The 19,174-nt window shown below is 26.9% G+C and carries 19 protein-coding genes; 7 read left to right on the forward strand and 12 right to left on the reverse strand.

The features are described 5' to 3' along the window. Nucleotides 1-10: 10 nt before the first annotated feature. The 7 genes from Q3223_RS05835 to Q3223_RS05865 all read right to left on the reverse strand — a co-directional run bounded on the left by Q3223_RS05835 (nucleotide 11) and on the right by Q3223_RS05865 (nucleotide 6,034). Entirely contained in the window at nucleotides 11-652 is a 642-nt protein-coding gene (locus tag Q3223_RS05835) for a histidine phosphatase family protein (RefSeq protein ID WP_284181913.1), read from the reverse strand. A gap of 200 nt (nucleotides 653-852) precedes the next feature. Further along, nucleotides 853-1,290, reverse strand: coding sequence for a DUF1653 domain-containing protein (locus tag Q3223_RS05840; protein WP_223195487.1), 438 nt, complete (start codon nucleotides 1,288-1,290; stop codon nucleotides 853-855). 127 nt (nucleotides 1,291-1,417) lie between these two features. Next, nucleotides 1,418-1,759: a LytTR family DNA-binding domain-containing protein gene (locus Q3223_RS05845; RefSeq protein WP_054270290.1), complete on the reverse strand. Its 342-nt coding sequence runs from the start codon at nucleotides 1,757-1,759 to the stop codon at nucleotides 1,418-1,420. Between the two features lie 1,612 nt (nucleotides 1,760-3,371). Beyond that, the gene (locus Q3223_RS05850; RefSeq protein WP_054270288.1) at nucleotides 3,372-3,749 is read right to left on the reverse strand and encodes a BlaI/MecI/CopY family transcriptional regulator; all 378 of its coding nucleotides are present in this window, start codon (nucleotides 3,747-3,749) and stop codon (nucleotides 3,372-3,374) included. A gap of 270 nt (nucleotides 3,750-4,019) precedes the next feature. Then, the gene (locus Q3223_RS05855; RefSeq protein ID WP_407811761.1) at nucleotides 4,020-4,580 is read right to left on the reverse strand and encodes a TetR/AcrR family transcriptional regulator; all 561 of its coding nucleotides are present in this window, start codon (nucleotides 4,578-4,580) and stop codon (nucleotides 4,020-4,022) included. Nucleotides 4,581-4,831: 251 nt separating this feature from the next. Next, nucleotides 4,832-5,803 carry an MFS transporter gene (locus Q3223_RS05860; protein WP_407811762.1) on the reverse strand — a complete coding sequence of 324 codons (972 nt, stop codon included), beginning with the start codon at nucleotides 5,801-5,803 and terminating at the stop codon, nucleotides 4,832-4,834. 33 nt (nucleotides 5,804-5,836) lie between these two features. Next, nucleotides 5,837-6,034, reverse strand: a complete 198-nt coding sequence (locus tag Q3223_RS05865) for a hypothetical protein (protein WP_021384623.1) — start codon at nucleotides 6,032-6,034, stop codon at nucleotides 5,837-5,839. 242 nt (nucleotides 6,035-6,276) lie between these two features. On the opposite strand from Q3223_RS05865, the gene Q3223_RS05870 reads away from it, so the two are divergent. Continuing rightward, the gene (locus Q3223_RS05870; RefSeq protein ID WP_074179376.1) at nucleotides 6,277-6,756 is read left to right on the forward strand and encodes a DUF2798 domain-containing protein; all 480 of its coding nucleotides are present in this window, start codon (nucleotides 6,277-6,279) and stop codon (nucleotides 6,754-6,756) included. Between the two features lie 129 nt (nucleotides 6,757-6,885). On the opposite strand, the gene Q3223_RS05875 is transcribed toward Q3223_RS05870, so the two are convergent. Further along, nucleotides 6,886-8,097 carry a diaminopimelate decarboxylase family protein gene (locus Q3223_RS05875; RefSeq protein ID WP_407811763.1) on the reverse strand — a complete coding sequence of 404 codons (1,212 nt, stop codon included), beginning with the start codon at nucleotides 8,095-8,097 and terminating at the stop codon, nucleotides 6,886-6,888. Nucleotides 8,098-8,720: 623 nt separating this feature from the next. Here Q3223_RS05875 and Q3223_RS05880 point away from each other — a divergent pair. Continuing rightward, entirely contained in the window at nucleotides 8,721-9,323 is a 603-nt protein-coding gene (locus Q3223_RS05880; protein WP_167641089.1) for a flavodoxin family protein, read from the forward strand. 84 nt (nucleotides 9,324-9,407) lie between these two features. Here the strand turns inward: Q3223_RS05880 and Q3223_RS05885 are convergent, their stop codons facing one another. Together Q3223_RS05885 and Q3223_RS05890 are read right to left on the reverse strand one after the other, a co-directional pair. Continuing rightward, nucleotides 9,408-11,165, reverse strand: coding sequence for a cell wall-binding repeat-containing protein (locus Q3223_RS05885; RefSeq protein WP_407811764.1), 1,758 nt, complete (start codon nucleotides 11,163-11,165; stop codon nucleotides 9,408-9,410). Between the two features lie 268 nt (nucleotides 11,166-11,433). Next, a complete protein-coding gene (locus Q3223_RS05890) occupies nucleotides 11,434-12,324 on the reverse strand; it encodes an MBL fold metallo-hydrolase (protein ID WP_407811765.1) in 891 nt (296 codons plus the stop codon). Nucleotides 12,325-12,472: 148 nt separating this feature from the next. Between Q3223_RS05890 and Q3223_RS05895 the strand changes: the two genes are divergently transcribed. The 3 genes from Q3223_RS05895 to Q3223_RS05905 all read left to right on the forward strand — a co-directional run bounded on the left by Q3223_RS05895 (nucleotide 12,473) and on the right by Q3223_RS05905 (nucleotide 14,843). Continuing rightward, nucleotides 12,473-13,333: a YitT family protein gene (locus Q3223_RS05895; protein ID WP_054270281.1), complete on the forward strand. Its 861-nt coding sequence runs from the start codon at nucleotides 12,473-12,475 to the stop codon at nucleotides 13,331-13,333. Between the two features lie 319 nt (nucleotides 13,334-13,652). Beyond that, the gene (locus Q3223_RS05900) at nucleotides 13,653-14,219 is read left to right on the forward strand and encodes a TerD family protein (protein ID WP_074179380.1); all 567 of its coding nucleotides are present in this window, start codon (nucleotides 13,653-13,655) and stop codon (nucleotides 14,217-14,219) included. Between the two features lie 42 nt (nucleotides 14,220-14,261). Further along, nucleotides 14,262-14,843 (forward strand): TerD family protein, encoded by a 582-nt coding sequence (locus Q3223_RS05905; protein WP_054270279.1) that lies wholly within the window; start codon nucleotides 14,262-14,264, stop codon nucleotides 14,841-14,843. 117 nt (nucleotides 14,844-14,960) lie between these two features. On the opposite strand, the gene Q3223_RS05910 is transcribed toward Q3223_RS05905, so the two are convergent. Further along, a complete protein-coding gene (locus Q3223_RS05910; RefSeq protein WP_167641123.1) occupies nucleotides 14,961-15,878 on the reverse strand; it encodes a LysR family transcriptional regulator in 918 nt (305 codons plus the stop codon). Nucleotides 15,879-16,007: 129 nt separating this feature from the next. Here Q3223_RS05910 and Q3223_RS05915 point away from each other — a divergent pair, with 129 nt between their 5' ends. Both Q3223_RS05915 and Q3223_RS05920 read left to right on the forward strand, forming a co-directional pair. Next, nucleotides 16,008-17,639, forward strand: coding sequence for an FAD-dependent oxidoreductase (locus tag Q3223_RS05915; RefSeq protein ID WP_074179381.1), 1,632 nt, complete (start codon nucleotides 16,008-16,010; stop codon nucleotides 17,637-17,639). 2 nt (nucleotides 17,640-17,641) lie between these two features. Beyond that, the gene (locus Q3223_RS05920; protein ID WP_074179382.1) at nucleotides 17,642-18,589 is read left to right on the forward strand and encodes a 4Fe-4S dicluster domain-containing protein; all 948 of its coding nucleotides are present in this window, start codon (nucleotides 17,642-17,644) and stop codon (nucleotides 18,587-18,589) included. Nucleotides 18,590-18,904: 315 nt separating this feature from the next. On the opposite strand, the gene Q3223_RS05925 is transcribed toward Q3223_RS05920, so the two are convergent. After that, the gene (locus Q3223_RS05925; protein ID WP_054270275.1) at nucleotides 18,905-19,168 is read right to left on the reverse strand and encodes a DUF1883 domain-containing protein; all 264 of its coding nucleotides are present in this window, start codon (nucleotides 19,166-19,168) and stop codon (nucleotides 18,905-18,907) included. Between the last annotated feature and the right edge of the window lie 6 nt (nucleotides 19,169-19,174).

Here is a 19,174-nt window from a genome sequence, read left to right on the forward strand (position 1 = left end):
TAATTGATTATTACTCTAATGCAGAATTATTTATCTTTACATGATTTTTTATATGGCTTGTATCATTCATTTTTATTATAACAGGACCATAATCTTTAAATTCTACTATATTTAAAGCAGTATTATCCTGTTTGATTCTATATATATTTTCCATACCTGATTCTAAAAATGATAATAACATAACTCTTAATGTGATTGAATGAGTGACAAGAATTATATTTTTATTATCATATTTTTCATTTAATTCTTTTATAAAAGCATCTACTCTATCTTTTATGAGTTTAAGAGTTTCTCCTTCTGGTATGTTTACTAAGTGTGGTTCATTTCTCCATGTTGAATATATATCTGAATAATCTTTTTGAATCTCTTTTATTAAAAGTCCTTCCCAAACTCCAAAACCCATTTCTCTAAGTGCTTCTGTTTTTTGAACTTCAAGGTTAAGTTTATCCCCTAAAATTTGAGCTGTTTGCATTGCTCTTCCTAAGTCACTACTAAAAATATAATCAATCGAATATTTTCCAATATCTTCAGAAAGTTCTTTTGCTTGTTCTATCCCTTGAGGAGTAAGGTCCGAATTACCATGTCCTTGTGTTTTCCCTAAAAGATTCCAATCTGTTTGTCCATGTCTTACTATATAAAAAGTATTTCCCATATGCCCTCCTAATATATGCCCATTTTTATTAAATATAAATTAGTACTTCTCAAAACTTAATTATATCATATAATACTTTACTTTGTTCTATTTTATAATTTAATCTAGTATATTATCTTCAATAAATCTCTTTTATATTTACACAAGTTATTGTTCTATAATAGAGCTTTTATAAATTTATAAAAAATAATTTTCACATATTACTTATAGAATTCTTCAAATCTGTATTTCTGGATTGGATTAAAATATTTATCTATATCTACTTTTGATAAAAACATATCCAAAGGTCTTGCAAATATACCTGTATCATCGTATAAAGTCTTATATAGAACTAAATCATTTTTGTCTTTTTCTTCCTTATGATAAAACTTTCCATCTAAATCTATATATACACAGATATCATCTTCTCTTTCAGTGTGCCTAATAACTATCTTATATTTATTTTCGTTTTTATTTAAATCTTCTTTGCTGTATAATTTACAAATATTTTCTATATCATCATTGTTGGTAGCCTTACTAAGCCCCATTGTAGCATAGTATTTTCCTTTAAAATGTTTATAGATACAAGGATATTTTAATTTTCTTCTATTCGTATCTACATCATCTTTTGATTCAACTATTTTATTATAATCTCCCATATCTTTTTCCTTTCTCTTAAAAAGAATTTTATATTTAAATAAGTTACTTGTTTTATATTTTATCATAACTTGAAATTTATTAATAATAAATAAATAAAGAGGCTGTATAAAATACAGCCTCTCAAAATTAATCTTCATAATCATATAATTTCTCTAATTTCTTTTTTAACTTCTTTTTTCTTTCTGAACCCAAAATTCTTATAAAATTATTATTTACAAAAATACAATTATTGCTAAGATAAAACTCGCACTTATCTAAATTTACAATATAACTATTACTACATTTGAAAAAATTTTCTTCTTTCATTAATTTTTTTATACTAGGAGCATTTTCTCCAACTTCGTAATTACCATTTTCGGTATAAATCTTTGATTCATATTCTTGTTTCTCTATGTACAAAATCTCTTTGATATTAATTGAAAAACGTTTATCTTCGTATTCAATATTAATAAAATTTTCATCTTTCATTTACATCCCTCCAAGTACTTTATTAATTTAATTTTAGTGTTTTTTATCAATATAATCTATCGGAAATATATGTAAGATTGACTCATTTAAAAGATTTAAAATCTTGCTTTTTAGGTTATGGTATATGTTTACTTTTTAACATTATTTTTTAAAGTTAAAAGCACTTTTTTAAATTATATTTCTACTTATACTTATATCTTTCTTTAATAAAATAACCTTTCTATAAGTCCATGTAAAATTATACATAAAAAAGTAATTATTAACTTTTTCTCTAAATGAATTTTATTAGAATTTATATTTGAATTGGTAGCTTAATTTGTTTATACAATATATCTATTTATAAGTGAATTTTTAGTTGAAATGGATTATGTTAGAAGATAGCATTTGGATATATTTGCTATCTCCTTTTTATGTAAATAATTTATATTATTTTTTTCACTTTAATTTTAAGTATTATACGTATTAATACAAATATTGAAATATTAGATAGTATTAATAAGAAAACTATTGCTAAAAAAGCAATTCTTTTCTCTGGAGAAATTTTCACAAGATTGATAATATAATCATAGAGTATAAAAAATGACAATAAATTTGCTATAATGGGAACACATATGTATATCTCTTTTTTACTAATTATAAAATTTTTACTAGAAATTTTATAAACATAAAGCAATGTAACTAAGATTAATTTCCCTAAGAATATAGCTTCATACCTATATAAATTTCCACTAAGTAAAATATTCATATTATCCAAATTATTTATGGATACTACTAATAACATACTTAATGCATTTATACCTATCAATACCAACCAATAAAAAAAAGAAATTACTAGACATTTATATATATTGACTTTGTAATTAAGCTTATAAAAGATAGCAGTTATAAGTATGCATATCCAAATTCTATTATCCGCTCCAATATTTATATAGAAAGAAGAAATAATAATAAAAACAGAAATTAAGAAATATATATTTAGTTTTTTAAAATTAATTTTTGCTTTACTTGTATAATCAAAAATTTTTTTACATGCCCATATTTCTACAATGGAAGAGACAAGTGTTATAAATGTATCTAACATAATAATATCCTCAGTAATAATTAAATTATATTTTTTTATAAAATAATATAATAAAAAATACATACTAATTATAGCACAAAGATACAATTAGATTTGGTATAATTACTTAATTTTTTTAATAAATTTTTAAAATAAGTTGTGATGTATTAATAATCTAATTAATAACAATAAATTTAAAATATATAAAAAGTATTTCTTACATTTACCTCATATATAAATAAGAAAAAACAAATTTATCTTTTAAACAATTAAAAATAATAAAGTAGATTTTAATATGATTGAATAAAAATAATAACTTAGACTTAGGAATATTGATATGTTATAAAATCATTTTAAATGTTAAAAAATCGATATTTACTAGGATAAGTGGTATCATTTAATTTGATACTCCCTATTCCAATTGTTTTAGGTACTCTACTAAATTAGGACCTATTTAATATTACTTTATGAATAGTGAGTAACTGATTAAATAATACCATTTATGGATTTTTTCAGCCATCTATTAAAAACTTAGAATTTTAACTTATATAATTACTCCTCTTCTAAGTTTTTAAAATGACTTTCAAATAAATCTAGTACATCTTTATCAATAACTTCATCATCATGTAATGCTGAAATCAAGCTCTGTAAAGAATTATCATGTATATTACTCAAAAAATCTTTTGTCTCAACGCTTAAATACTCTTTATGGCCAACAACTATTGTGTAATGAGTATATCTATCTATTTTTTCTGCATTTAAAAAATGTTTTTTAACAAGTCTTGATAAAAGTGTTAATGTAGTTGTTTGTTTCCATCCATATTTTTGCTCCATAGCTTCAATAGTTTCTTTTGATGTTACTGTATCATTTTTTTCCCAAATAAACTTCATAACTTTTAATTCTGCTTGTGGTATTTTTGAAATTGTCATAGCCTAACGCCCCTCTCATACTTTTATTAAATTAATACTATCGCAATATAGTTTTTAAGTCAAAGATTTTGTCGATAATAATATTTTCCAATTTTTACCATAAGCTATTTCTTGATATAATTCTATAATAAATTACATAAGAATCGTTTATTCTACATCATGAAATTAAATTATGTGGATTATAGTAAAACATATTTTATATCACAAATGTAATATCCTAGAAGGAAGGTTTTCATGAACAAAATTTCAGCTCTAGTTTATATATTATAATTATTTACCTTCTATAAATAAATTCATAGATTTTAGAATTATCTCAGACATCTCTTTGGGTGTCTGGGTAAATCCGTTTTTTAGCCATTCAGATAGTATATTCCAAAATCCTCCAGAAACAAAGAGTATAGCATATGTAACTTCTTCTTGAATATTAAACTTATTATCATCTCCTTTATAGATTTTATAGATAATAGGAAGAAACTCGTTATACTTTTCTAATAAAAAAAACATTAGATGATTTTTATTTAGCATAGTTAAAAATTCAACATGTTTTTGCCAAAATGAAAAATATAGTTCTGTCACATTACTTAATGATAAATCACTCTCATTCTTAAAACATTCAATATATTCCTGACATAAATTTTGGCAATATGTTTCAAGTATTTCTCTCTTACTGTTAAAATTTCTATAAAATGTTCTTCGTGATAGTAAGGCATTCTCTGCAATTTCTGTTACAGTTATACTGCTATAATCTTTTTTTGACATCAAAGATAATAAAGATTCAATTAGACATATTCTCGACTGTTCTGCGATAGATTTTTTTTTATCAACTTGCATTATTAAATTCCTCCATATCGTTTTTTAAAAATATAATGAAACACTTACTTCAAATATATTGAAGTCTATATTTTTATAATTTCTATCATTATACAACAGCCAAACAAATGCCACAAGGAAGTTATCAAAGCACAACTTTTAGGTTAATAAGAACAAAAGAATTCATAAAAATGAATTCTTTTATATATAATCTTAATTAGTTTTTTATATAATACTGAAGCATGTCTTATCTACTCATCAAAATTTAAAGTTTATTTTACATCATTCTTAGTAAATAAACCAGTAAATTTATACATCCAAAATGCATTCACAAATAACAATAAACTTGTTGAAAAAAATACTGTCCTAATACCTAAATGTGCTGATATTTGTCCCCCTAAAAAAGCTCCTGATGAACAACCTATATACTGAGCAGATGCATTATATCCAAATATTTTCCCCACATATTCTTCTGGTGCAATTTTTTTTAATAAACTATTTACAGAAGGATTAAGCCCTGCTACTGATAATCCTAATAAAAACCTCAATAACATCAATTGCCATGCAGTTCTTACAAAAGCTTGTGGTATAAATATAACTCCTGCCCATAAAAGTGAAATCAGTAATACCTTTTGAGGCCCTATTTTGTCTGATATTTTTCCAAGCCTTTGAGCCGCTAATAAGTTTGCCAATCCTGATGCAGAAAATGTTAATCCTGCTATTAAAGCTACGTTTGATGCAAAATTTGTAAGCTGTGATATATATATTGTTACAATCGGTTCTATAGAATACAATGCTAGCTGAGTAATAAATGTAGTTACAAAAATTGATGCAATTAAAAATTTATTTGGCAATGGATTTAATGGTTCTTTAATTATAGAAATTGACTTTGTTGTTTCTTTAGGTTTAAAATTGTCTACTACAAATAGAATAGATATGATAAATGATACAAATAATAATCCTCCAGTTATAATAAAAACACTTTTAAGCCCTAAAATTGATTCTATATATCCTCCTACTGTTGGTCCAATTAAGGAACCAGTAGTTGATGCTGTTGCAAGTGTACCTAAAGCCCAACCAGAGTGATTTTTATCTGTCTGAGTTGCAATCAGTGTAGTACATGCAGTAGCATAACCCGTAAAAACGCCTTGGAGAATCCTTAATCCTAATAGCTGATAAACATTTTGTACAAATGCCATGGTAAATATCACTATTCCCATACCAATACTTGCACGTAGAAGCATTGACTTTCTTCCATATTTATCAGCAGCTTTACCTCAAATTGGTGAAAAAAATGCTGCTACTACAAAAGTACATCCAAAAATTATACCTGAATACTGTTGTATTAAACCAACATCAGTTACACCTAACTGTTTAATATATAGTGGAAGTATAGGTGCTATTTGGCTCATACCTATAGAACTAAAGAACATCCCTATCCAACATACAAATAAATTTCTTTTCCACAATTCCATATAGAACTACACCCCCTATATTTTGATTTTTTGGCAACACTATAATTTTATTACCTTATATTATTAATTATAAAGTTAAAAAAACCAATTTCCATGGATAACTATAAAAAATAAAATTTTTTTATTTTCATTTATGTCTATTTCAAAAAATAAATTTCAAATTTTAAAAAATTTACTTACGACAAAATTTTTCTTCATGTATAATCCTAATATAAATAAATTACACTTGGAGGTAAATGAATATGCCACAAAATAGAAAAGAAAGTTTAATATTTACAGTACTTATGTGTGCCTTTATGGTATTTTTTATGAGCGTTTACAATATTTCTATACATGATAAATTCTCATTAGATACGTTTAAAAGTGCTTGGTTGGATTTTCCAACTACATATGTTATAGCTATGATTTTTGACTGGTTTATTGTTTCTAATATCGCAAAAAAAATAGCATTTCGTATTATAAATCCAGATGCTAAACAAATTATAAAAGCTATTGTTATATCGAGTTGTATGGTTTGTGGAATGGTCATCTGTATGTCTTTATTTGGAGCTATTAAATCAATTGGGGGTCCTAATACACTTATCACTATATGGATTATAAATATAGCCAACAATTTTATTGTTGCATTACCACTACAACTGTTAATTGCAGGGCCATTAGTTAGATTTATTTTTAGAACATTATTTCCAGAAGGTACAATTGTTGAAATAGTAAATTCTTAAAATAAATAAAGGTATAAAGAGTTATTATACTCTCTATACCTTTTATCGCTCTAAATTAAAACTATATTTGTAGCCATCACTATACCTAAAAATTTATATCTATTCTAGATTAAATATTTAAAACATAATTTATTCAATATATCCGTCTTTTCTCTTATAATATTGTTTTGGAATCTCATAACTAGAAAATAATAGTGGAGATAATGAATATGAGTAACTTCCAGCATTACTAATAGAAATCAAATCTCCTATATTTGCTTTTTTCAATTTAACATTATTCGCTATTACATCTAATGAAGTACAAAGATTTCCAACAACATTTACATACTCTTCTTCTTTTATATTATTTAATACTGAAACAGAGAATGCATTATTTGATGTATATAGTGGTTCTTGACCTTCTAATTCTACCCCATAAGTAACCTTTTCAACTAGATTAGAAATAATTGGTCTCATGAATCCATTAAGTCCATTTTTTATAATAAGGTATTTTTTCCCTCTTGATACTTTGATATCTACAATCTTAACATAATAATTACCTGCTTTACAGACTATGAAGCGTCCTGATTCAATAAGAAGTCTTGCCTTCAATGTATTTGAATTAGTTAAGACAATCTTTTTAGTTAACCTTGAAAGTTCTTTAAGATTAACAGGATTCTCTCTAAGATTATCATACACTACTCCAAGCCCACTGCCAAAATTTATAAATTCGATATTAATATATTTACTTTTATTTAGGTTTAAAGCTATAAGAAAACATTTTTCATAATAACAACCCAACTTTTTAAAATCCAATACTTGAGATTTAATATGTATGTGAATTCCAACTACAGATATATAATCACAAATGCTTAGCATTTTAAAGACACTGTCAATATCTTCTATATCAATACCAAATTTACTTGATATAGTATTATCATCATCCATGGTGAAATTAGGATTTATTCTGATTCCTATTTTAGTTTTCTTATCGATTTTCTTTGAGATTTTATTTATAAGTTCTATTTCTGTGATACTATCTGCAATAATTATACATTTATCTAAAGCTATTTCTATGTCAGATTCTGTTTTGCCTGGTGATGAATAATATATATCATCTTTGGCAACTCCACATTTTGATGAAAGTATAACCTCATTAATTGATGCAGCATCTGCTCCAAAACCTTGTTCTACAATACTTTTTACAATTTCATTATATGGATTTGTTTTTATAGAATATAAAAAATCAAAACCTAAAATATTATTTTTTAGTTCTTTACACTTTTCGATTATACTAGTCTCATCATATATGTAACAAGGTGCATGTTCTTCTATAAATTGAATTTCTTCATTTAAGCACATATTTTACCTCCAAGCCTATAAATGTATTCATAAATTAGATAACTCTATTCCTATAATATATTCTACTATATATTATCATAATTAAATACTATATATATCTAATTAACTATAGTTCTTTATACTGTAAATGATTTCCTTTAATTAAAAGATATGGTTTAAAAACATTATTTGAGTATTCTCTATAAATTTATAGTCATTTTTACTTACTTTTTTAAATAATTTATTTCAAATTTATTACAAACTTAAAAAGGATATTGTTGTTATCATATTATAATAGTATCCTAAAACTATATTAAACTTTAAAATTGTGAGGTTATTTATGAAATTCTTAATGGTTTTTTAGTATATTTTTTGATGTACATTTTACTTGTGCGTATTGGGAAAAAACTTAATAAGGTATATCCATATAAGAATCATATTTTTATATGGATGATTTTAATTTTATTATCATTCTATATAGTTACAAATATAGCTGTTTTTTTTAAATCACTTATATAATACTATTGATTTTAAGATATTATGATAAAATAAACTTCATTCTATGTAGCTTGTCTTTAAAAGTTTATTATACAAACATTGCTATAGAATTAAAAACTATTTTAAAATACTGTGGAGGTGTCAATATGGAAGTATGTATTCTCATGGGAAGTCCTAAGAAAAAAGGTAATACTGCTGCTATTCTAAAACCTTTTATTGAGGAATTAGAAGATTATAATGCAAATGTTGAAGTAATATGGTTATATGATTGTAAGATAGAACCTTGTACTGCATGTAAGACATGTCAGAAAAATTTTTCTGAATTTGGATGTTATCATGAAGATGATGTTCAGAAAATTTTCAAAAAAATTCTTATGTGTGATTTACTTGTTTTTGCAACTCCAATTTACTCTTGGTACTGCACTTCACCAATGAAATCATTACTTGATAGATTGGTGTATGGAATGAACAAATACTATGGTGATGAAAAAGGACCTGCATTATGGGAAGGAAAATCATTAGCACTTATTACAACATGTGGATATAAACCTGAAAAAGGTGCTGACATCTGGGAAAACGGTATTAAGAGATATTGTAAACATTCTCAATTAAAATATATCGGAATGCTTGTTGAGCGTGACTTAGGTAAACCTAGTTTCATGGATAGAGAAAAAGAAGAACATTCTCGTCAATTCGCAAAACAAATTTATAATATCTTAGATAATTCAACTAAAGTAGACAACTGTTAAGTACATAATGCCACAAGTAAAATATTGATAATTAAGTAAAGCTTATATAATTTAAAAATTATATAAGCTTTATTTTCATATATTTTATTCACCAAGTGTTATATTGTTTATGCCATTATTTTTAACCTCAATAACTGGATGCCCATTTCCTAAAATATAATCTTTAGACCAACCATCAGGTAACTTATTTAACCCATTGCCTATCAACTTCAAGTGTAAATTTGATGGTTCTTTTTTCAAGTTTAATTTAAAGATTCCATCAAAGTTATCTTTGCCATCTTTTCCATACAAGCTTATATCTCCACTTATATTCGTAGCTGTTATATCTACAATTCCATCATTTGACCTAAACTTTATTTCAGATGATATAGTTTCAGCTGTTACAGCTGAAATACCATCATTAGTATTTATATTAAATGGATATGTAACACTATTATCGACAATTTTTGCAATTCCATCATTAACATTAACTGTAGCTCCACCTTTAATATTATAAAGTTCTACTGTTCCTCTTTCTACCTCTACATTAAAATTAGAATACTCTTTATCAGGAATCCCAATTTTTATAACATTTACCATTTTATCTTTATTTGCATTTATCATATTATCGCCATTCATATCTTGTGAAGGTCTATCTTGCTTCTCTATTTTTTTCTTAGCACTTACAAACAATTTTCCATCCTTCACATTATTGGAAGAACTCTCTTTATTCACAGAAAAAGTACAATTTTTTTCATTAGTCACACTTACATAGTCAAATTCAAATTTATCAGTATTTGTCTTTTCAACAACTACACCTAAATTATCTATTTCTATGGATACTTCAGAAACTTCATTCCCTTCAATTGAAGTTAGGTGTTTTACAATGTTTGGAGTTATGTTCATATCATTATATTCCACTACATCTAGACATTGTTTGTATGTATTAGCATCAATTCCTCCAACTTTTGTTATGCTTTTAGCTCCTTTTAAAATACCTTTGTTACTTCCATCAGCAACTAAAACGATTGGTTTTTCTTTAGCTAGAGGAGATAGTGTTAGCGCATCTACCAATTGATACCCCTTTGTTATGTAAAAATCTGTTGCTCCATTATAAAATTTCTCTATCACTTTTTTATTAGTTTCAAACCTATCATTGCCACCAATTCTAGTTGCATTAGTTTTCTTTACTAAGTCTTCACTTATTGCAGACTTGCCTCCTATTGCGTACACATTTAAGTCTTCAGTGCCAAATGGAATTGATTTACCATCTGTAAGTATTATGGCTCCTTTGTTTTTTGCAGCTACAGGTGCTACACTCATAGCATCAGCCTCTCCTACAAATCCATTTGTCAGCATGACTTCTTTTACCTTACCAACTTCATTTATTTTTTTTGCTACATTGTAACTAGTTTCAATTCTATTATTTCCATTTATTCTTTCAACTTCAATACCTTTTCCTTTTATATCTTTTTCTACTGAATTTTCAATAGTATTGTAGCCACCAATTATATATACTTTTTTTACAGTATTCAAAGTCTTATTGTCTAGTCTAGTCGAAGTAGCTTTTGGTATCTCATTTTTTTTAGTTAAAAGTATAGGTGCATTAATAGCTCCAGCCAATCCACTTGATGAAAGTCCATCAGATAAACTTTTATCTCCATTAACTAATATTACAGTATCATAATTCTGCTTGTCTGCTATAAGCCCTGCTGTTTCATATCTGTCATTTCCTATTATTGAATCCTCTCTAAACTGTGCGTTTACAGTTAGATTACTAAAAAGAAACATAGTCAAAGCCAAGGTTGATATACTTATTTTTTTACTGAATTTTTTGAATTTTTTATTCATAATCTCTACCATTTCCCCCTATAAATTCTTTAATTTGCTTATAATCTATCCTCTTATTTACAAATTATAACATAATTTTATAATCAAGCATCTATTTTTATAAAATTATAAGTCAATTTATACCAATTATTTTATCTTATTCATTATAAAATTTATTTGTTATAAAGTAAAAAACAAATTTATATTTAAGACTTTTATAAGCTTTTAGAGGTACTGTTGTTTATTTTTTGTGATAAATTGATAGTAAATTTAATTTTTATCATTACTTTCTAACTAATGTTTATACAGTTTTTATCAACATCTTGCCACCGTCAAACACGTATTCAACCATTTTATTCTCATATAAATATGTTATATAAGAACGTATTGTACTTCCAACTAATACATATTGATTAGCATCAAGTTTAACACCATACAAATCACACATTTTTTCAATAACTTCATCAATTGTAATTGCTTCACAACAGACTTTTTTAATATTATCTATTATTTCTTCCATCTTATTTTTATTAATATCAATTAAATTTTTTATATCTCTAGTTTTAACAGAATGACTTGGAACAAAGAAATCTGCTTCTAAACTTCTCATTTTTTCTAATGTCTTAAATTGTGATTCTATATCCAATAGGAAGAAAAAATGATATTTGGTAATTATATTTTCTGGTGTAAGACTATCTGCAACAAACAAAACATCATCTGGAGTTCTAATACCAATCATTTCAAAATAATGACCTGGAAGAGAAATAGCTTCAAGTTCTGTATCTACAATTTTTCCATTTGAAGGTATAATATAATCAACTTCACTTTCTTTTGCTAATAGAAACTTATTTTTCAGTGCTTTACTTGGATAGCCTCCATATAAAAATGCTGATTCTAGTATTGGATTTTCTGTAAAATATCCTTCCATTTTAGTTGTAGCAATTTTGCATTTTGTTTGATTCTTCAAATATGCATTTCCTCCTATATGGTCTGCATTTGAATGAGTGTTTATTATTAATTTAGGATTTAGATTATGCTCCTCTAACAATCTTAAGACTTGTCTAGCAGTATCTTTGTTATTTCCACTATCAATTAAAGTTGCATCATTACCATCTACATATACACCTACTATTGTAGGGAGTGGAATATAATACGTGTTTCCTTTTATATGTTCTAGAGTTAATTTAGCCATTTTATAACCTCCCTTTAAATTTATTTTTAATTATAGCATTAATTTTCAGAAAATTCCAATCAAATTATTTTTATAATATATTTTTATTTTTTTTATTAAAAATTGGAAAAACTATATAATATATATTATAATCTATATATAAGGAGTGATGTTATTGAAAAAAGATATAATAACTTTTTCAGAAATTTTAATATTAATTGTAGGCTGTATATTAATGGCAATTTCTCTTAACATGTTTTTTAATCCACATGCAATCGCTGCTGGTGGTATAACAGGGCTTGGAGTTATTTTAAACGCACTATTTGGTATAGAACTTTGGATTGTCAATTTAATTTTAAATGTTCCATTATTCATATTTGCTTACAAAATACTTTCAAAGAAAGATTGCTTTAAAACAGTTTTAGGAATAATTTTTCTTACTATAGCACTTAAGCTTACTGCAAATATGGCTACACTAGATATCACAAATGATATGTATCTTGCAATTATATCTGGTTCTATTTTAATGGGAGTTGGTCAAGGTCTTATTTTTAGAATAAATGGCTCTACAGGTGGAACTGATTTGATGGCACTCCTACTAAATAAATATTTTCCTACATTTAGTATACCTGTTTTGATGGGTATTGTTGACTGTGTTGTGGTAGTTCTATCAGGTATAGTAAATAGACAGGTTGAAATTGCACTTTATTCAACTGTAGCTTTATACATTTTAGTAAAAGTCAGTGACTTACTTATTGAAGGATTTAATTATTCAAAATCATTTACTATCATATCTGACCTTTCAAAAGATATAAGCAAAAAAATAATGGAAGATTTAGATAGAGGTGCAACTATCCTAAAGGGTGAAGGCGCTTATACTGGAGAAAATAAGAATGTGCTCTTAGTGGTGGTTGAGAAAAAAGAAGTTGTCGAATTAAAAAAATTAGTAAAAAATGTCGACCCTAATGCATTTATCATAATTACAGATATACATGAAGCTTTGGGTAATGGATTTAAAAAAATAGAATAAATATAAAACAAATGGCAAACATAATTAACATATATAAACAGAGCTTTTTATATGTTAATTATGTCTGCTTTTAAATTTCTTTTTTATTTTATTATCAATAATCCAAAACACTTCCATCATAACTACCTCCAGACTTTATATAAATTTTTCTAGATATACTTGAACTTAAATATAACATTCTAAAATATTTACGTAATTATACAATTAAATAGTTTATAGATATAGCCAAATTAGTCTAAGTATGTATATAATAGAGCTAATATGATTCTTACACTTATAACTACCAATAAAACTTAAAATACAAAAAGGAGAACTAAAAATGAGTGTTAGTTTACAAAAAGGACAAAGAGTAAGTTTAGTAAAAGACAATAATCCTGTAAAAAATGTAATTGTAGGATTAGGATGGGACATGAACAAACTAGGTAAAAAAAATTATGACCTAGATGCTTTTGCAATAGCATTGACTAGCCAAGATAAAATGAGTTCTAAGAGTGATTTAGTTTATTTTGGGAATCTTAAGCATCCTTCTAAAGCTATTATACACACTGGAGATAACTTAACTGGAAGAGGTGAAGGTGATGATGAACAGATAATGGTCAATTTAGATGGTATTCCAGAATATGTACATAAGATAATTTTTGGAGTCTCTATATACAAAGCTAACAAAAGAAATCAAGATTTTGGTCAAATGAATAATTCTTTTATAAGATTAATTGATGCAAATTCTAAACAAGAACTATTTAAGTATAACCTTCAAGAAGATTTTTCTGGTAAAGTCACAGTTTTGGCAGGTGAAATTTATCAAAGAAATGGAGAATGGAAATTTAATGCTTTAGGTATTGGTCAAAATGAAGAACTTCGTGAATTAACTAATTTATATAGTTAATAATAATTACAATAAAAAATTTATAACAAGGAGTTGTTTTAAATGGGTATAACTTTGGCAAAAGGACAAAAAGTAAGTTTAACAAAAACTAACCCTGGTCTTAAAAAAGTAGTAGTAGGATTAGGATGGGATACTAATAAGTATGATGGTGGCTTTGATTTTGATTTAGATGCTTCTGCATTTTTAACTGGTGCTAATGGTAAAGTTACAAATGATGGAGACTTTATATTCTACAATAATTTAAAACATGCTTCTGGAGCAGTTGAATATATGGGTGATAATAGAACAGGTGTTGGTGATGGTGATGATGAACAAATAAATGTAGACTTATCTAAAATACCACAAGACATTGCTAAAATATCATTTACAGTTACTATAAACGAAGCTGTAACAAGAAGACAAAATTTTGGACAGGTTGAAAATTCATATATAAGAATCTACAATGAAGAAACTAACGAAGAACTTATTAAATATGAATTAGGTGAAGATTTTAGCATAGAAACAGCAATAGTAGTTGCAGAATTGTATAGACATAATGAAGAATGGAAATTCAATGCTTTAGGTTCTGGTTTCGAAGATGGTCTTGCAGGACTATGTGGAAACTTTGGTGTTAATTTAGGTTAATATTAATTTAAAATAGTAAAGATATTTTTTAAACTAAATCTATTTAATAGCATAGGCGAATAAAAAAAGAGTATATTAATATACTCTTTTTTTATTTCCTATTTTATTTTTAATATGTTATAAAACATTCATTTTTTTATTCTTTTTTCTCATTTGCTTTTTTCCAAACTCTACTGAAATATCAAAAAATGATGAGATATTTTCTGTAAAAAATTTATTTTTATGATATGCAATGTCGAATGTCCTCTGTAAATTGATACCCTCAATATCACAAGACCATAAAAGATGCTTTTTTAAATAATCGTCAACAAGTAATTCAGATATAACTGCAATACCAAAATTATCTACAACTGCTCTCAATATAGCTTCAGAATTATAACATGACCATCTAATATTCATTGGAATTTTCAATTCCTTTAACTGATTTTCTAACTGTGCTCTTGTGCCGCTTCCCAACTCACGCATAATTAATGGTTGATTTGAAAGTTCTGAAACGTTTATGTAATCTCTTTTGTAAAACTCATGCTTATTAGAACATATAAGTACTAAATGGTCATTAATAATGCTTTTTGTAACAATATCTGGATGCTTTATTTTGCCCTCTACAATGGCAATATCTAATTCACTATTAAGTAGTTTCTTTGCAATCAACCTTGTATCTTCTACAAATACTTCTGGTTCTATCAAAGGATTTACTTTATATAACTCTAGTATTATTGGGCTTATTACACATGTTCCAACAGTTACTGTAGCTCCAACTTTTATACGAATATTTTTTGCACAGTGTTTCATACAATCATTCATTTCTTCATTTATAGATAAAAGATGCCTCCCATATCCAAGAAGTTTTTTTCCTGCTTCTGTCAAATATAATTTTTTTGAAATTCTTTCAAATAACTTAACTCCATACTCTTTTTCTATTTCTGAAATGACTTGACTAACTGATGACTGTGTAATATACATATTTCTTGCTACTTCACTCATTTTACCACACTCGGCAACCTTAACAAATATCTCAAGACTGCGAATAGTCATATTATCACAACCTTAGCAAACATTAGTAAATACTTATGATTTTATTAATATTTTAGTATTTTACAAATGTATTGTCAAGAACTATAATTTTAGCATAGAGTTATAAAAGAGATTGGAGTGTGATATATTGTGAAAGTATTGATTATAGGTGGAGTTGCCGCTGGAACAAAGACTGCTGCAAAAATAAAACGTGAAATGGGTGATAACTGCTCTGTTACAATTCTAAATAAAGGTGAAGATATTTCTTATGCTGGTTGTGGTCTACCATACTATGTTGGCAATATAATTAAAGATAAATCATCTTTAATTGTCAATACACCTGAAAGTTTTTCGAAGCTAACAGGAGCAGAAGTTCGTTGTGGTGTTGAAGTTACCTCTATTGATAGAGCCACAAAACAAGTAATTTTGAAAACGATTTCAACAGGAAAAGAAGAAAATTTAAGCTATGACAAACTTGTAATTGCTACAGGAGCAGACCCAATAAAACCACCAATACCTGGCATTGACTTATCTGGAGTATTCTTTATGCGCACTCCAAATGATGCTATAACACTAAGAGATTCTATTGGAGATGGTGTTAAGAGAGCTGTTGTTATCGGTGGAGGTTTTATTGGTCTTGAAATCGCTGAAAACCTTTCTGCAATGGGCATACGTGTAAGTGTTATTGATATGGCTGAACATGTTATGCCTGGATTTGATACCGACTTTGCTGAATATGTTGAAAATCATATGGCTGATAAAGGTATAATGATTTTTACAGGTGACCAAGTTGTAGGCATTGAAGGTCAAAATAAGGTCGAAAAACTTCGTACTAAAAATAGAGTCATTAAAACAGATTTAGTAGTTATGTCAGTTGGGATTCGCCCTAACACAGACTTTCTAAAAGATACAGGTCTAGAATTTGCTCCAAATAAAACACTTATTGCAGATGAATATATGCTTACAAACGATAAAGATATATATGTAGTTGGAGATTGTGCATTTGTAAAAAATGCTTTAACAAATAAACCTACATGGTCACCTATGGGTTCATCTGCAAATCATGAAGGTAGAATTTGTGCACAAAATATATCTGGTAAATCTAAAACCTACAATGGTGTCCTTGGAACAACAGTAGTAAAATTACCTGAACTCAATGCAGGAAAAACAGGACTAAGTAAAGAAACTGCTGAAAAAGAAGGTTATAATGTTTGTTCTGTAACTATAGCTACTGATGACAAAGCTCACTATTATCCAGGTGCATCTAATTTTATTATAAGAATGGTTGCTGAAAAGGATACTAGAAAATTATTGGGTGTTCAAGTTATGGGACCTGGAGCTGTCGATAAAATAGTAGATATATCTGCCACTGCAATAACTTTAGGAGCTGACCTTTATTCATTAGAAAGTATGGACCTTGCATATGCACCGCCTTTTTCAACTGCTATTCATCCATTTGTAGTAGCAGTAAATGTTTTACAAAACAAACTTAATGGAGAACTTGATAGTGTTTTACTTGATGAAATAGAAGACTTTGATAGTTGGACTAAAATAGATGTTTCAAAAGCTCCTTCTATTCCTAGCTTACGTTATCTTCCTGTTGGGGAGATTAATGGAGAAATTGAAGGTCTTTCTAAGGATGAAAAAATCCTTCTTATATGCGCAAAAGGTAAAAATAGTTATATGGCTCAAAATCGTTTAAGACGCTTTGGCTATACAAATACTAAAGTTCTTGAAGGTGGAATACTATTTTATCCAAATCTTAAGGTAATGGAGGAGTAATTATGAGTAATATTACAGCAGAACAAAAAAAAGAATTAAAAGGTAGAGGTTTTTTACCAAGCAGAGATGGAGAACATTTTGCAGCGCGTATAATAACTGTAAATGGCGTAATAAATACATCTCAAGCAAAAAAAATTGCAGAAGCTGCTGAAAAATTCGGAAATGGTCAGTTAGCATTTACTACTAGATTAACAGTAGAGTTACCTGGTGTAAAATTTGAAGACATTGAAGCTTTAAGTGAATTTATTGCTAGTGAAAATCTAATCACAGGTGGAACTGGTTCAAGAGTTCGTCCTGTTGTAGCTTGTAAGGGTACTGTTTGTGTTCATGGTTTAACTGATACACAGGCACTAGCTGCTGAAATACATCAAGAATTTTACAAAGGTTGGTATGATGTAAAGCTACCTCATAAATTTAAAATTGGTGTCGGAGGATGCCCTAATAATTGTATTAAACCTGACTTAAATGACCTTGGAATTGTTGGTCAACGTGTACCTGATTACGACTCTGAGCTTTGTGTTGGTTGTAAAAAATGTGCTGTTATGGAAGTCTGTCCTGTCAAAGCAGCTAAATTAACAGATAAAGGTAAACTTGAAATAGATAGTAATTTATGTAATAACTGTGGAAAATGCATAGAAAGTTGTAATTTTGACAGTATTGAAGAAAAAGAATCTGGTTATAAAGTATATATAGGAGGAAAATGGGGAAAATCTGTTCGTCCTGGAACACAAATCGATAGATTGTTTTCAAAACAAGAACTTATGACTTTAATTGAAAAAGCAATTCTTTTATTTAGAGAACAAGGTAAAACAGGAGAACGCTTTGGAATAACAATTGACAGGATTGGTGTTGATAAATTTATAGATATGCTTTTATCAGATGATGTTTTGGAAAGAAAAGAAGACATTCTTGATGCTCCTCTACACCTTAAAGGTGGAGCTTTATGTTAACAATAAATATTTTAATAGTATAAATTTTACTAATATGTATAATTTAGTTAAGAACAATAAAAAATTAAGTATTATAAATAATTTGTAAAGGTATATACAAATATATCTTTACAAATTATTATTTTATAACAACTATTTATTAATTTTATGTTAATTATATAAAATACACAATAAGTAATAATCTCTGATATTTTCAAGTAGTATTGGATAGATTATATCCTATCTCTACATATAAGTTTCCCTATATGCTGACTACTCTTTGGCTACTAACTCACGACTAAAATCACGAGTGTGTGTAGCTATTTTTTAATCAAATTAATTTTGAATTGTATTAATTGAAAAACCAACTATTCCACTATTTCCATCTTGATTTACAACCAAATACCATGTTCCTGTATTAGGTACTCTCATTCTACATAGATTTTTCTTGGCAAACCCGCCATAGTAATCATAATTTTTTTGATTTTTAAATTTCACATAATTTATATGATCTAGCAATATTACATTAGCTTGTTTCTCTAAATTTACTTCTACAATATCCCCTTTTTTTAGATTCATCTTGCTATAACTATATTCCATTGAACT

The organism is Clostridioides sp. GD02367, from assembly GCF_045900275.1.
GTDB classification, from domain to species: domain Bacteria; phylum Bacillota; class Clostridia; order Peptostreptococcales; family Peptostreptococcaceae; genus Clostridioides; species Clostridioides difficile_A.